Annotated in this window: 11 protein-coding genes; 1 reads left to right on the top strand and 10 read right to left on the bottom strand. The window is 42.2% G+C overall.

What is annotated here, in order from left to right:
• Positions 1-10: 10 nt before the first annotated feature.
• The 8 genes from MTO68_RS17765 to MTO68_RS17800 form a co-directional block, all read right to left on the bottom strand.
• Complete coding sequence (locus MTO68_RS17765; protein WP_244013687.1) at positions 11-1,069, bottom strand: ABC transporter substrate-binding protein; 1,059 nt, start codon at positions 1,067-1,069, stop codon at positions 11-13.
• 294 nt (positions 1,070-1,363) lie between these two features.
• On the bottom strand, positions 1,364-3,592 hold the full coding sequence (locus MTO68_RS17770) for a TonB-dependent siderophore receptor (RefSeq protein WP_244013688.1): 2,229 nt from the start codon (positions 3,590-3,592) through the stop codon (positions 1,364-1,366).
• A gap of 143 nt (positions 3,593-3,735) precedes the next feature.
• On the bottom strand, positions 3,736-4,710 hold the full coding sequence (locus tag MTO68_RS17775; protein WP_244013690.1) for a siderophore ABC transporter substrate-binding protein: 975 nt from the start codon (positions 4,708-4,710) through the stop codon (positions 3,736-3,738).
• A gap of 6 nt (positions 4,711-4,716) precedes the next feature.
• Positions 4,717-5,487 carry an ATP-binding cassette domain-containing protein gene (locus MTO68_RS17780; RefSeq protein ID WP_056513049.1) on the bottom strand — a complete coding sequence of 257 codons (771 nt, stop codon included), beginning with the start codon at positions 5,485-5,487 and terminating at the stop codon, positions 4,717-4,719.
• Positions 5,484-6,392 (bottom strand): iron chelate uptake ABC transporter family permease subunit, encoded by a 909-nt coding sequence (locus MTO68_RS17785; protein WP_244015997.1) that lies wholly within the window; start codon positions 6,390-6,392, stop codon positions 5,484-5,486. Before MTO68_RS17785 ends, MTO68_RS17780 begins: the two co-directional genes overlap by 4 nt.
• A gap of 35 nt (positions 6,393-6,427) precedes the next feature.
• Entirely contained in the window at positions 6,428-7,372 is a 945-nt protein-coding gene (locus MTO68_RS17790) for an iron chelate uptake ABC transporter family permease subunit (RefSeq protein ID WP_244013692.1), read from the bottom strand.
• On the bottom strand, positions 7,372-9,141 hold the full coding sequence (locus MTO68_RS17795) for an ABC transporter ATP-binding protein (RefSeq protein ID WP_244013694.1): 1,770 nt from the start codon (positions 9,139-9,141) through the stop codon (positions 7,372-7,374). The genes MTO68_RS17790 and MTO68_RS17795 overlap by 1 nt, the downstream gene beginning before the upstream one ends.
• The gene (locus MTO68_RS17800) at positions 9,135-10,940 is read right to left on the bottom strand and encodes an ABC transporter ATP-binding protein (protein WP_244013696.1); all 1,806 of its coding nucleotides are present in this window, start codon (positions 10,938-10,940) and stop codon (positions 9,135-9,137) included. Before MTO68_RS17800 ends, MTO68_RS17795 begins: the two co-directional genes overlap by 7 nt.
• Positions 10,941-11,153: 213 nt before the next feature.
• Between MTO68_RS17800 and MTO68_RS17805 the strand changes: the two genes are divergently transcribed.
• Positions 11,154-11,774: a TetR/AcrR family transcriptional regulator gene (locus MTO68_RS17805; protein ID WP_244013698.1), complete on the top strand. Its 621-nt coding sequence runs from the start codon at positions 11,154-11,156 to the stop codon at positions 11,772-11,774.
• A gap of 427 nt (positions 11,775-12,201) precedes the next feature.
• Here MTO68_RS17805 and MTO68_RS17810 read toward each other — a convergent pair whose 3' ends face one another.
• A complete protein-coding gene (locus MTO68_RS17810; protein ID WP_244013699.1) occupies positions 12,202-13,650 on the bottom strand; it encodes an NAD-dependent succinate-semialdehyde dehydrogenase in 1,449 nt (482 codons plus the stop codon).
• A 16-nt stretch (positions 13,651-13,666) separates the two neighbouring features.
• A complete protein-coding gene (gene gabT / locus MTO68_RS17815; protein WP_224964065.1) occupies positions 13,667-14,929 on the bottom strand; it encodes a 4-aminobutyrate--2-oxoglutarate transaminase in 1,263 nt (420 codons plus the stop codon).
• Positions 14,930-15,069 lie beyond the last annotated feature (140 nt).

Here is a 15,069-nt window from a genome sequence, read left to right on the forward strand (position 1 = left end):
ATATCCTGTTTTAACGTTGTTTATTTTGGCGACGCTTTAAAACTTCGAGTAATGGCCGATGATCGACCCATGTATCAAGATCTACGTCTTTTTCAAGGAAGCCATGTAACCAAAGAAAATCTTTTTGTTGTTTTAAAAGCTCAAGGCGTTCTTCACTTAATGAAGGATGTAAAGATTTATGGAAATTATTACGATACGCTGTAGCCACACTTTCAGCACCCGCAATGGTTTCATCTTGTAGAATAACCAGCACTTCATCTAAATGATCTTCTGCCCAGTCTGCGGTATCAAACAGCTCTTCCAGAAAATCCACGACGACATCAAAGTGATGTTCCAATAAATCTTCATGTACCGTGATAGGACGAGGTGTCCCGTTGTTCACACGTGAAGTTACATCTGCAAATTGATCTAAATCGATACCGACTTTTAAACCACGTTTGGTGGCTGCCTCAACAGCCGATGCCCCTTTGACATATACGGCATCGACCTCACCTGTAATCAAGGCATCAAGGCCTGACCAATAGGCACTGGCATCACGATCTTGTTTCGATTCAGCTCGCTCAGGAACTTCAATAAAATCAACATCACGAAAACTTAAATTTGCAAGTTGTAAAGCCCCTCGAATACCTTGTAATGACATGGCTCTAAAAATACTGCCTGCACGTTTATCGGCATATTCAGGTAAAGCCACTTTGGCATTTTTTAAGTCTTCAGGTTGACGAATTACTGAATCAGGTCGAACAATAATCACTTGCCATTCATCAATCCAAGTTAATCCAATCAGACGACTTGGGGCACCTTCTGAACGCGCAGCCAAAGCAGGTACATTGCCACCCTCACGGAATAAAGCCGGAAGCTGATGATCAAAATGATGCACAGACAAGCCTTTACGTGCATCTTGCAATACCGCAACATCAATACCATGTCGCTCAAATTTTTCGACCAAGGTGCCGCGTTTTAATGAGATTCCTGTTGCAGTGGGTACTGGACATCGTGTGACCCAAATTTCAGATAAAGTACTTTTTACAAATTCTTTAGAATTTTCTTTTTTATCGACGACAAGTGACATAGGTATTCCTTAAGATACTTCCAATTTCATATCACTTGTATTGAGCAGCTTTTATGCCAATATTTATTTTTATAATTTTCAATGTCTTATGCAAAATATAATTTTAATAAATGTTTAGATTTCATCACTTGTTTTAGATTTAGTGTTGTTTTATCAACAGTACTTTAAGCAAGCCTGCCCTGAGACAACATCCCCATCCGCTTTATTTTTGATTGAACAGATTTAAATGATTTAAAGCCCCTCATTGAATCAACATACAGCACCATATAAAAATATAGTGCTGTATCGCTTAAATTAAAAATCGATAGAAGCCGACAGCATATAAGTTCGCGGCGCACCCAAGGCTAAACTGGACAATTGTGGCATGCCCCAATAGGCCTTATTGGTCACGTTATTGATACTCGCAGCTAAGCTCAGTGGAAAACTTGAAACATTGGTCTTATATCTCGCCCCAACATCAAACAGTGTTCGTCCAGAAGCATGTAGTGTATTTTCCTGATTGATATATTGCTTTGAAACTGCTGTGGCATTTCCAGTCAAGGTTAAACCCTGCAACATCGAAATATCCCACTCCATGCCTAATTTCGCCTGTTGCTTGGCAACCCCAGTCGCAATATTGCCTTGGTTTTTACCACCTGCAGTTTTGGTTAATTCAGGATCAATATAGGCAACACCACCGATTACACGAAGATTCGCAATAGGTGCTCCAAAGAAGCTCCATTCAACTCCTCTATTGCGCTGCTCGCCATCAGCAGTAAAAATATTGCTGACGGGATCGGTATAGCTACTTGGTTTTTCAATTTCAAACAGACTCAAAGTGTTTGAGAATTTCCCTAAATCCATTTTAATCCCAAGCTCTTTTTGCTTTGTTTTAAAAGGCGCAAAAACTTCACCCGCATTTGCCGCAGTATACGGTGCGGTTGAGCCTTGGCTTAAGCCTTCTATATAGTTTGCATATAAGGAAATATGCTCTGTGGCTTTAAACAATATCGCAGCCCCAGGTGTGGTGGCACTTTCATCATAATGTGATGTTCGACTGCCTGTAACAATATTAAAAGCTTCACTCAGCACATTCTGTTGTCGTACACCCAAGGTCAATTGGACTTGATCTTGAGCAAAAGATAAGGTGTCCGCAATCCCATAACTGTTTAAACGAGATGCTGTTTTAGAAATATGTGGCGCATTAAAGCGAACTGGATTTCCCCAAACTGGATGATAAAGATTGGTGATCCATTCAGCCCCAGCCACATTTCTTACCCCATAGTCATTTTGATCATGTTGGTAATATGTTGCATTGACAACCCATTGGTGACCAATAGATCCTGTATCAAATTTTCCTTTTATACCTAGATCAGCTGATTTCTTTTCAAGGTCAAAAGCCAACTGACCAATCTTGGTTTCAAGCCTGCCTTGACTGTCGAGCACGGTCGCTGACATGGCACCATTATATTTATAATCAGTTTTACTTTGTCCATAAGTGGCATAGGCCATAACTCGATCACTCAAGTCATATTCACCACGAAGCATAGCACCCTTATCTTTGGTTTCAACAAAAGACCAGTCTGGATTTAATAGTGTGTCTGGTTTTGGTGGTTTAGGAATCGCAACCCCTGAGAGTAAATTAATCCCACGGTTGACACCATCTACTCGATCCTCAGCTGTATAGAGGTCTGCTGAAATACGTGCACGTTCGCCACGCCAATCCAGACCTAAAGAAACTAAGGCTGTTTTTTTATCTTGGTCTTTAATTGCGCCTGTTCCATCACGATATACTGTATTTAAACGTACACCAAAATCTTTATTTTGACCGAAACGTCTGCCGATATCGAGATGACCACCAAACTGTGAATCAGACATATAGGTCGCGGTAAAACGTTGCAATGGATCATCGCCTGCACGCTTGCTGACTAAATTGACCATGCCCCCCACAGATCCTGCTGGCGGCATCCCATTGAGTAATGCTGTAGGTCCTTTGAGGACCTCGATTCGTTCAAACATTTCAGGAGAGCTTCGATAAAAAGGTGTGATGCCAAACATGCCGTTCATTGACATATCACTTGTACTCGAAGCAAAGCCACGAATATAGTAGTTTTCACTCCAGCCGCCACTGGCACCATTGGTAAATACCGATGGGTCGGTTTTAGCAATGACATCGGTAATATCTTTTGCCTGTTGATTTTCAATATATTGGTCTGTATAGCCAATGCTATTAAATGGCGTTTCTAAAAAGCCTTTCTCACCTAAAAAACCCAACTTATTTTGCGAAGAAATCTGCCCCGCTAAAACACTGTTTTTTTCATTCACAGCTTGTACATGGATGGTGGGTAAATTTTGCAATGCCTCGTGATCTGATGATGGCAGATCAGGTGTTTGCGCATGAATTGTTGAGATCGGAATCACCAAAGTTAATCCGAAACCCAACAACAGTTGAGCGGAAATCAAGTTTTTCAGTTTAAATTGCGGGCTTGAATCTCGACACTGTGATTTCAAAGCATGCTGAAAAAGTGGACGACCATATTTCATATACAAATTTCCTTTCATTTTTTAAGCACAAGTTTCCCTATCACACTTTTTTTATTGAAAAGTATGCTGTAGTCACTTGTTCACGGTATGGGTGCTTTGGCTAGAGCTTATCTGGCTATAAATTTATCGTGTAAAGACCTAATTCATAGCTGATACCCCTTGATGACATCATCAATTAAAATATGCATGGAGGTTGGGCTTGCCGCAGTGATGTACCAAGCATCTGTATCAACAAAAACCACTTTGCCATTTTTCCATGCTTTGGTTTGGCGTAATAAAGGATTACTCATCCGCTCAGCATCAATCGTCGGACGATGTTCCATGACGGCTGTACGATCGACGATATACAAAATATCGGGATCAGCCTGTTTGATAAATTCACTAGAAATCGGTTGACCATGCAAACTTGTATCTACCACTGTACTGGCTGGTTTTACCCCGAATGCATTAAATACAAAGCCATAACGTGACTGAACTCCAAAGTTGCTAAAGGCACCATTGTTATGTAAGACCACCAAAGCTTTTTCAGGACGATTTGCAGTTATTTTTCGTACTTCTGCTACTTTGGCATCCAATGCATCTACTTTTTGCGTCGCCAATTGCTGTTGATTAAAGATCTGGCCTAAAATGATCAAATGCGCTTTAATCGCCTCAATGTGATGCTGCTGACTGTTATTGAAATTGATGTCATAGTGCACAGTCGGAGCAATTTTACTCAACGCTTGATACTGATTTGCTTGCAGTGGCGTCATTAAGATGATGTCTGGTTTGAGTGTGTAAATCCGTTCCATATTGGGCTGAACAATCGCACCTAGATCTTGAACCTTTTGATCATCTTTATACTTTTGCAAAAAATGCGGTACATAATCTTTGGGCATACCCGCAATAGGAATACTCAGTTGATCAAGAAAATCAGCTTCATTCATATCCAATACCGCAGCACGTTGAGGATGATAGGCAATGCTGGTGGTTCCTAGTTCATGTTTAACCATGATCGGGGTTGCTAATTTTTGAGCGCCTTGGTTCGCATCAGCAGCAGGTTTTTTGTCACATCCCGATAAGCTGATTGCGGCTATCATGCTCAGTGCCAGAGTCCAGCCGTTATTTTTCCATTTCATGTGTATTCAAGCTCCTGTTGAGTTGAAGTAGTTGCACATACAGCCTTGTTCACTGTAGGTAATTTCAAAATCAAGTTCATACAAATCATCTAATTGTTGCGCAGTAATCACCTGTTTGACTGGGCCACTAAAACGTAGTTTGCCGTTCTTCAAGGCAACAATATGGTCAGAATAATTCGCTGCAAAATTGATGTCATGAATCACCAGAATCACGGTACGCCCCTGTTCATCACATAAACGACGTAATGCATGCATGATCTGAACAGCATGTTTCATATCAAGGTTATTTAAAGGCTCGTCCAATAAAAGCACCTCAGTCTGCTGAGCAATGGTCATCGCCAGAAAAGCCATCTGCCGTTGGCCTCCACTCAATTCATCGATATAGGCTTTACGTAATGCTTCTAAATTTAGAAATTGAATTGCCTCATCAATCACCTGATGATCGTTTGCGGTCAAAGCACCACCGCTATAAGGGAACCGCCCAAAAGACACTAGTTCTTCTACGCTCATGCGTAAGTTAAAACTTGGAGACTGTCGTAAGGTTGCAACATATTTGGCATATTCAGCCGTTCGGATCTGGGTAATATCTTTCTGCTGAAATAAAATTTGACCTTGATCAGGGCTCGATAAATTCGCCAGCATCATTAATAAAGTTGATTTACCCGCCCCGTTTGGACCAATGAGTGAAGTCACCTGCTTTTCAGGAAATTCAATATTGACATCCGAAAGCACACTTTTTCCCCCATAGGATTTATGGATATTACGCACCCTAATCATGAAACACCTCTGGCACGAACTGTCAGTACAAGAAAGTACACACCACATACCAAATTGACTAAAATACTGACTGTCGTTTTATAATTAAAAACATGCTCAACTAAAATCTGAGCGAGAATAAATATGGCAATCGCTACAACACAGCCGATAGCTAAGGTAAATTTATGTTGATGCGTTCCTGCGAGTGCATAAGCAATATTGGCAATAAACACCCCCATAAATGCGGTAGGGCCAATCAAGCTGGTTGAAATTGCAACCAAGACTGCAATCAAGGCAAGATAGAATTTGACGTATTGATGATGATCAATCCCCAATGAAATTGCCTGTTCACGACCGAGCACCATCACATCCAAAACAGCATATTTTTTTCTCAGTAACCCAAGAACCATAACAACCGTCACCACTGCATAAATTAATGTTTCAGGTTGAGAACGATTAAATGAGGCATAGCTGAGTCCTTGAAATACTGAAAACTCACCGGGGCTTATTTTGAGCTGGATAAACTGAGTGACGGTACTAATCACCATAGTGAGTACTAAGCCAAATAACAGCAGTTGAAAGACATCATTGCGCACTCGGGTCAGCAACCAACGGTGCATTGCCCACGAATAAATCAGCATCAGCAAGATTGAAACAAAGAAATTTCCATTTAAACCCAGCCATGACAATCCAGAAGTGCCAAGAAAAAACAGCAACATGACCTGCCATAACAAATAGACGGCTTCATAGCCCATGATGGATGGGGTTAAAATACGATTGCCGACGATGGTCTGAAAGATAATCGAAGAAAATGCAACACATATTCCGCCAAGCACGATGCTGGCGAGCCGAACCAGCCGTTGCGGAATGACATAATCAAAATCAAATCCTGCATTTAGAAAGACAAACAATACAGCCAGCACCATTACGCTGAATACCAGCAGCGATAGCTTCAACTTTGTCACGATCGAAGCCCCCTCAGAATCAATATCAGGAATAAAACCCCACCGACACCACCAGCAGTTAAACCGATAGGCACTTCAAAGGGATAAAGTACAGAACGTCCGATAAGGTCACAGACCAACAGTAAAGAAGCACCTGCCAAAGCCACAATGGGTAAGGTTTTTGCCAAGTTTTCGCCATACATCAAGGCAACCAGATTGGGAACCACCAATCCGACAAAAGGAATAGCGCCAACGGTAATCACCGTTGCTGCAACAGTGATGGCAACCAGCAACAAGCCAATTGCAGCCATCCTTGCATAGCCTAGCCCCAGACTTGAGGCCATTTCCTCGCCCATCCCCAGTACCGTAAAGCGATGAGCAAAAACATAGCTCAGTACCACGATGGGCAAGATGATATAAATCATTTCATAGTGGCCTTGAATGACTCTTGAAAAGTCCCCCATCAGCCAGCCTTGCATGCTCTGCAAAATATTATTGCGATAAGCATAGAACTCTGCCAATGCACTCAATATGCCGCCATACATCAAACCAATCACGGGCACTAAAACGGTATTCCTAAATTGGATATGGCGAATGATGGCGATATAAATCAGACTGGCAAGGAAACAAAAAAGCATCGCAAACAGCATTTTACTGAGTACACTTGCGGCTGGAATAAGCGTTAATGACACTAAAATTCCAAGCTTGGCGGCATCCAAACTCCCAGTTGTACCCGGTTCAACAAAACGATTTCGGACAATATGCTGTAAGATCACACCACACACTGACAAGCCCACACCCGTTAATACAATCGTGATCAAACGTGGAATCCGACTTGCACTAAGGGTGAGCCATGCATCACTGGATGCAGAAAATAAGTCTGACCATGCGATTTGCTGAGCACCGAGTAGTAAGGATGCGATGCACAACATACCAAACAGTAACAATAAAACGACAGGCATTAGGCATGCTCTCCGACCTGTACATTTTTGCCTAGTCGCCATCCTTTAACCGCCTGCCCCTGCGCTAAATAACGGGCATAATGTCCATGCAACAAGCGTAATTGTGCGGGTGTTCCCTGCTCAATCACTCGGCCTTTTTCTAATACCGCAATGTGATCTGCAGCAGCAATTGTCGAGAGTTGATGTGCGATCACCAATATTGTTTTTTGCCCCCGTAAGCGATTCAGCAATTCACAAATAATCGCCTGATTTTCTGCATCTAAAGCAGCAGTTGCTTCATCCACCAAAAGAATAGGTGCGTCTTTAATCAACGCGCGTGCAATGGTAATCCGTTGTCGTTCACCGCCTGATAATCGTACACCACCTTCTCCCACCATACTTTCAAGACCATCAGGAAGACGCGCCAGCATTTCTGTGATGCCCGCTTGCTGGACTGCCTGCATCACCTGATCATCGGTTGCATTGGCTTTACCCATACGAATATTCTGAGCAATCGAGCCCGAAAACAAATAGTTGTCTTGGAAGATTTGACTGATCTGTGTAGTCAGTTGTTCATAGCGTAATTGCTTGACATCCACCCCACCTAACAACACTTGCCCTTGATTCACATCAAAAAAACGCGCAACGAGTTTGGCTAAAGTGGTTTTTCCAGAACCAGAAGCACCAATCAGCGCCATCATAGTGCCTGAAGGGATATATAAATCCACACCCTTTAAGACATCAGGCTCATCCTCTGCATAACGGAATTGAACATTTTTAAATTCAATCGATGCATCATTGAGACTTGTAGAAATCTCAACTTGTGCTAATGCTTTGGCGTTAAAAATCTGTTGTATGGCTTCAAGTTGACTGCCTGCACTACGCAATACTTCGCTATAGCTTGCAACCTCAAGCAAGGTGTCAATAAATCGACAAACGAGGAGCAGTGAAACGGTAATGTTGACAATGTCTGCCAATAAGAGCTGATTTGCGCTGTGGATGTTCAGCCAAAATACCGTAACAATCAAAAATATCGCAAACACAATTTGAATGGCCCAGCTATTCAATACCGCTGATAAGGACGACATTAAAATAAGCTTTAAACCGAAATGTCGTTGCTGGTCTACGGCTTGATGAATAAATCGGGTGCTACGACCTTCACCATTAAAAGCACGTAAAACGGATTGAGCTTGCGCGAACTCCACCATACGTTGGCTTGTTTCAGCAAAACTCTGTTGGTATCGCTCATCTGTAAAACGGGCAATTTTACTGGTCAATCTAAATATCAGCACAATCAGCGGAAGCGCAACCAATGCAATCAAGCCGAACACACCATGTATACATAACAATGCGATGACAATGACCAAAGGCGTGATCACACTGCTAATCACAGGGGTAAAAACGTGCGCTGGTAATTGCGCAACCGACATCATGCCTTGAGTGACAAGATGATTGAATTGAGTAGTATTTTGTTGGGTAAACCAACCGACAGGTAGACTTGCGGCATGATGCCCCAAACGCAGACGGGCATTTTCTAAAACAGCTATACCAACAGCAATTCCCATTTGCTCCACTACACGGCGAAGACACCAACACAGGATGATTGCAAAAAATAATAAGATCAGCCAAAGCGCCATTTGATCAAGATTAGCAAGCATCAATTGAGACAAAATCAACGCCAACATGATCAGGCTCAGACCACAAAACACAGCATATACAACTGCCATCGCCAGATAACGGTGAAGAATAGTGACATCATCACCCAGCAATTGAGAAAAGGTTTTTAGCATGATGCTTCTCCCATTTGCGTGTGAATATGCTTTTCGGTATAGGTCCATAATTGATGATAAAAACCTTGCTGAGCGAACAACGCCTCATGGGTACCCTGTTCAACAATTTTTCCTTGATCAAGGACAAGAATTTGGTCAGCATTCATAATGGTATCTAAACGATGTGCAATAACTAAAAGGGTTCGACCTTGGGCAAATTTTGAAAGAGCATCCTGAATTGCAATTTCATTTTCAATATCAGCGGCAGCTGTGGCCTCATCCAGCACCAATATCGGTGGGTCCAGTAAAATTGCTCTGGCAATACTAATCCTTTGACGTTCACCCCCTGACAACTGGGCATCTTTCCCCACAATAGATTGATAGCCTTGTGGCAACGCCATAATTCGATCATGAATATTTGCAGCCTTTGCTGCGTGTTCTATTTCTTGTTGGTTGGCGTTTGGACGTCCGAGAGCAATATTGTCACGTACACTGGCATGAATGAGACGGGTATCCTGCAAAACAAATCCGATCTGTTGATAAAGTGTGGTGGTTTGAATATCGCGTAGATCTATGCCACCAAGCATGATCGTTCCTGCAACAGGATCAAAAAAGCGTAGCAACAGCTGAGCAATGGTTGACTTCCCTGCACCCGATGGACCGACAATTGCAGTGATGGTTCCAGACTTAAGTGAAAAATTAAGATCAGATAGCACTTGATGCTGCGCTGTATAGCCATAACTGACTTGATGAAAATCAATACTGCTGTCTTTAATCTGTAATTGTGGATTCCCTTTAGCCATTGGCAATACTGGTGTATCCAATAATGCCAAAATTCGCTGTGCGGCAGCCTGACTGGCCTGTAGATCATGTAATAAGGTATGCAACAATAAAACGGGGGCACAGATGGTTGGTGTAATCAACATAAAAGGCAGTAAATTTATGGGTTTAAGCCAACCCAAAGAAATCAATAGTGTTCCACTCAGCAGTACAACACCTAATATGGTGATCGGTGAAATCAGCGCATGGGCATGTGCCATAGATTTGACTAAGGGACGAGTAAATATTCGAAAAGCATCTGCAAATGAATGAACGGCCTGCTGATAGCCCTGTGAAGCCTGACCACTTTTGCCAAAGGTTTTGACGACGGGTATTGCATGGATAAATTCAACAGCGGCACTATTGATCTGACCCAGCTGAGTGGCAAATTGCTGAATATTATTTCCACTGGCAAGCATGGCTTTGCGTAAAAATATGACAAAGCCTAAAAATGGCAATAAAGCTAAAATTGCCATGCGCCAGTCCATCATCAATAGAAAAATTACAGCAACACTAATTGTGCCGAATGCACGTCCAACAGCGGGATAAAAATGTGCAGTTAAACTATGCAGTAGACCAATGTCATCCTGCATGATTTGTTTAACTTCTCCCGAACTTCTGCCTGTAAACCATCCCAGAGGAACTTGGGTCAGATGCTGGGTTATATTGCTTTGCAATTGCCCAGTAATTTCATGATCCGCCAAATGCGCGATTAACTCACTGACGGTCAACAAAAGCATGCCGAGCAACAAACACCCAATACTGAGTAACATCATCCATAGGATTTTATCGTCACCCTGTTGTGATCCACCGAGTGTAGTTACTTCGGTAAATATAGTACTGATCACCCATGTAATCGCGATCAAAGGCACCAAGGTGAGCATTGAACCAACCGCTGCCGTGACCGAAGCCAAAATTAACTTGAGCCGAATTGGATGCAATATAAAATTCAATGGATTTGAATACTGAGCCTGAACTTCTTTTACATGACTTGCACACATAACAGTAAAAATCCTGTGTCTGATCGTTCACATCCATCCGCTTTTGGTCAGTTGATTCTGACTAAAACTCCGCTAGACATGCCATCAAACAATAATGAGAATTAATATCAATATATTTAGTTGCATTGTAGTAAACTAATTAAGCAAAGTAAACGATTTGACCCTCATCCATTCACATGGCAACATTAAAAAATTAATTTTTACGGAATAAATATGTCTTCTCTGAGCAAACCGTCTTCTCGCGGTCGCCCACGTACCATCACCCATGAACGCATCATGAATGCTGGGATTGAGATCGGTTTATTGAACCTTACATTTGTTGGTGTTGCGGCTGCACTTGGGGTCAGTCATATGGCGTTATACAAACATATTGCCAGTTTAGAAGACCTCAAACACTTGATTGCAGAAGAAATTTTTATTCGTTGGGAAATACCACAGCCTTTAGAAAAAAATCCGATTCCATTAAAACAATATCTGTTTGAATTTATGCATTCAATTCGAGAACTGGTGAAGTCCAACCCCGGCTTTACCCCCTATTTAATTCGTCGCATGGCATCAACACCTTCGATGATTACCAAAATTGAAAAACATCATCATCAAGTTGCGGCGGCTTATTCTCTTTCTGAAAAGCAGGCGGGTTGGTTAAATGCAACCATTGCATTTCACTGTATCGCGGTTGCAGATACGATTTATTCTGTGGCGGGTAAAGAACCGATTAAAGACACCCAACGTGCCGCTGAAGAAGCAGAAATGGAGGCGGAATTTATCCAGAGTATGGAGGCATTAATCATTGGGGCATTAACCATGATCAATGAAAGAGATGATTTAAAATAACCAGATATAAGACTTTATAGATTCAGGCTGTCTTTAACAGCTGATTCGCTAAGATCATTGTGCAATGGCTAAGCTACAAATTAAATTTTCCCTAAATTAAAAAAATCAGTCTTGAATGGGCAAGACTGATTAGGGTCTGTAGACAATTCGTCTACGTTTGCGACTACGTGTGTTTTTTAGGCGATACTAGGCGCGAAATACGAAATTTAGTCATTCTAAATGAGTAGTTCGTAACGACGTAGCGGCAAAAAACACGCTAGTCCCGAAGGGTTGTGGCTAAAATTATCTCAGTCTTCGTTATGAAACTCGAAAATAGTCTCGCTATTCTCTTCGTTTCATGCCTTGCCTGCTCAATTTTAACCTACAACGCAAGCCATTTATGAAATGCCTACAGACCCTATTAAAAAGCATGATGAAAAGAACGTATTTATGCAGATAAATCCACACATAGATATTTCATTTCGAGATATTCATCAATACCAAATTTAGAACCTTCACGTCCTAGACCTGATTGTTTAATTCCACCAAATGGCGCAACTTCATTTGAAATAGCACCAGTATTAATACCAACCATGCCATATTCTAAGGCTTCACCTACACGCCATTGACGTGCTGAACTCTGTGTAAACACATAAGTCGCCAGTCCAAACTCAGTATCATTTGCCATTGCTACGGCTTGTTCTTCATTGCTGAAACGGAATAATGCAGCCAAAGGACCGAAGGTTTCTTGTTTTGCAACGTGCATGTCTTGAGTCACCTCAGTTAACACCGTCGGCTCAAAGAAAGTTCCCCCTAAACTTGAACGTTTTCCACCAATTTTAATCTGTGCCCCTTTGCTGATTGCATCTGCAATATGTGATTGCACTTTAGCAACAGCATCTTCATCAATTAAAGGGCCTTGAGTTGAGCCTTCTTGACGACCATCACCAACTTTTAAGTTCGCCACAGCAGCCGTCAATTTTTCAGCCAATGCATCGTAAATACCATCTTGTACATAAATACGATTCGCGCAAACACAGGTCTGACCACTATTACGGAATTTGCTCAGCATAATGCCTTGTACGGCTTGTTCCAGATTGGCATCATCAAAAACCAATACTGGTGCGTTGCCACCAAGCTCCAGTGATAATTTTTTGATTGTTGGCGCACACTGTTGCATTAAAATACGGCCCACTTGAGTTGAACCAGTAAAACTCAGCTTTTTAACAGTATCACTTTCACACAGTGTTTTACCGACTTCAATTGCATCACCACTGATATGAAGCAATACATCTTGTGGCAAACCCGCTTGCACTGCCAAGACTTCTAAAGCATACGCCGTTAATGGCGTTTGCTCCGCAGGCTTAACCAGCATCGAACAACCCGCAGCAATGGCAGGCGCAGCTTTACGGGTAGTCATCGCCGCAGGGAAATTCCATGGCGTAATCGCAGCTGTTACCCCAATCGCTTGCTTAATAACCAGCAAACGCTGATTTGGCTGTGTTGGGGTCAGTACCTCACCATCAATACGACGCGCCTGTTCGGCAAACCAGCGAATAAATGATGCCGCATAAGTAATTTCACCACGTGCTTCCAACAAAGGCTTACCTTGCTCTGCGGTCAAAATTTGTGCGAGTTGCTCCTGATTTTGCAAAATCAAGTTGTACCATGCCCACAACACATCCGCACGCTGCAAGGCTGTTTTTGCTTTCCACATTCTTTGTGCAGCTTGTGAACGGATAATTGCTTGTTCGACCGCCTGATGATCAGATGCTTTCACCCATGCTAATGGCGCATGAGTTGCAGCATCACTCACTTCGATGTAGCCACCATTTAACGGTTGTTCAAAGTGAATATCTGCATGCTGTAATAAATATTTCAAATGATCTTGAAGCATTTCAATCCCCCATTTCTTATGCTGCAACCAGCGTTGCAAACCCTTGTTTTAAAATAGCGAGACCATCTTTAAATTGCGCTGTTGGAATTGTTAATGGGTATAAGAAACGAATGACATTACCATTGCGGCCACAGGTTAAAATCAGTAAGCCATTTTCCATTGCATGCGTCTGTATTGCTTTTGCTTGTTCAGCTGTTTCTAGTTCAATTGCAACCATTGAACCCAAAGCGCGAATATCGGTAACAATGCTGGTGGTGGACTTAATTGTATTTAATACTGAAACCAACTCAGCACCCAATACATTGGCGCGATCACATAGACCTTCACTTTCAATAACATCAATAACTGCATGTGCTGCAGCAACCGCGATTGGACTGCCCGCATAAGTGCCACCTAACCCGCCAGGATTCGGTGCATCCATCACATCAGCACGGCCAACTACACCTGAGATAGGGAAACCACCACCTAAGCTTTTTGCCATAGTGATGAGGTCAGCTTTAGTTTCATAGTGATTCATAGCAAATAATTTGCCTGTCCGCGCAAAGCCAGACTGAACCTCATCTGCGATCAGCAAAATACCATGCAAGTCACATAGTGCACGTAAACGCATTAAGAATTCCGCTGGGGCTACATTGAAGCCACCTTCTCCTTGCACAGGTTCAAGTACAATTGCAGCCACATCATGCGCAGCAATATCTTCAGCAAAAATATCTTCGATGCTTTGAATTGCGTCATCTATCGTAATGCCTTTCGACGCCACTGGATAACGCGCATGAAAAACGCCTCCAGGCATCACACCGAAATCACGTTTATAAGGTGCTGTTTTACCTGTCATTGCCATGGTCATAAATGAGCGACCATGGAATCCATTTCCAAAAGTTACAATACCGTGGCGACGTGTATATGAACGGGCAATTTTTACTGCATTTTCTACAGCTTCTGCGCCCGTAGAAAAGAATGAAGTTTTTGCAGGACCATCTATCGGGGCGCGTTGATTAATACGCTCGGCAAGCGATACATAACTTTCGTAAGGTACAACTTGATATGCTGTATGGGTAAATTTTGTTAATTGTTCAGTAACAGCAGCAATAATTTTAGGATGACGATGACCTGTGTTGAGTACCGCAATTCCACCAGCAAAATCGATAAATTGATTGCCTTCAAGATCCCAAATTGTCGCATTTTCTGCTTTCTCCGCATACCATTGACACATAACACCAACTCCTCGAGGTGTTGCCTGCTGTTTACGCGTATTCAAAGCAGAGTGTTTACTGTCCATTTTATATCCTCAATCTTGATTCATAAATGATAAAATTTCAGCATCCATATCACCCAATTGATGATATGCAAATGACATATTGATTTGTCTTATTGTGCGCTTTTATGGGTATGAAACGAGAGCCACTTTAATTAAGTGCG

The sequence above is a fragment of the Acinetobacter sp. NyZ410 genome, assembly GCF_022828975.1.
Taxonomy (GTDB): domain Bacteria; phylum Pseudomonadota; class Gammaproteobacteria; order Pseudomonadales; family Moraxellaceae; genus Acinetobacter; species Acinetobacter guillouiae.

Bases quoted from the DNA above. Each gene is read 5' to 3' on its own strand.
- MTO68_RS17765 (WP_244013687.1), bottom strand. From the start codon at position 1,069: ATGTCACTTGTCGTCGATAAAAAAGAAAATTCTAAAGAATTTGTAAAA.
- MTO68_RS17770 (WP_244013688.1), bottom strand. From the start codon at position 3,592: ATGAAATATGGTCGTCCACTTTTTCAGCATGCTTTGAAATCACAGTGT.
- MTO68_RS17775 (WP_244013690.1), bottom strand. From the start codon at position 4,710: ATGAAATGGAAAAATAACGGCTGGACTCTGGCACTGAGCATGATAGCC.
- MTO68_RS17780 (WP_056513049.1), bottom strand. From the start codon at position 5,487: ATGATTAGGGTGCGTAATATCCATAAATCCTATGGGGGAAAAAGTGTG.
- MTO68_RS17785 (WP_244015997.1), bottom strand. From the start codon at position 6,392: ATGGTGCTGGCTGTATTGTTTGTCTTTCTAAATGCAGGATTTGATTTT.
- MTO68_RS17790 (WP_244013692.1), bottom strand. From the start codon at position 7,372: ATGCCTGTCGTTTTATTGTTACTGTTTGGTATGTTGTGCATCGCATCC.
- MTO68_RS17795 (WP_244013694.1), bottom strand. From the start codon at position 9,141: ATGCTAAAAACCTTTTCTCAATTGCTGGGTGATGATGTCACTATTCTT.
- MTO68_RS17800 (WP_244013696.1), bottom strand. From the start codon at position 10,940: ATGTGTGCAAGTCATGTAAAAGAAGTTCAGGCTCAGTATTCAAATCCA.
- MTO68_RS17805 (WP_244013698.1), top strand. From the start codon at position 11,154: ATGTCTTCTCTGAGCAAACCGTCTTCTCGCGGTCGCCCACGTACCATC.
- MTO68_RS17810 (WP_244013699.1), bottom strand. From the start codon at position 13,650: ATGCTTCAAGATCATTTGAAATATTTATTACAGCATGCAGATATTCAC.
- gabT (WP_224964065.1), bottom strand. From the start codon at position 14,929: ATGGACAGTAAACACTCTGCTTTGAATACGCGTAAACAGCAGGCAACA.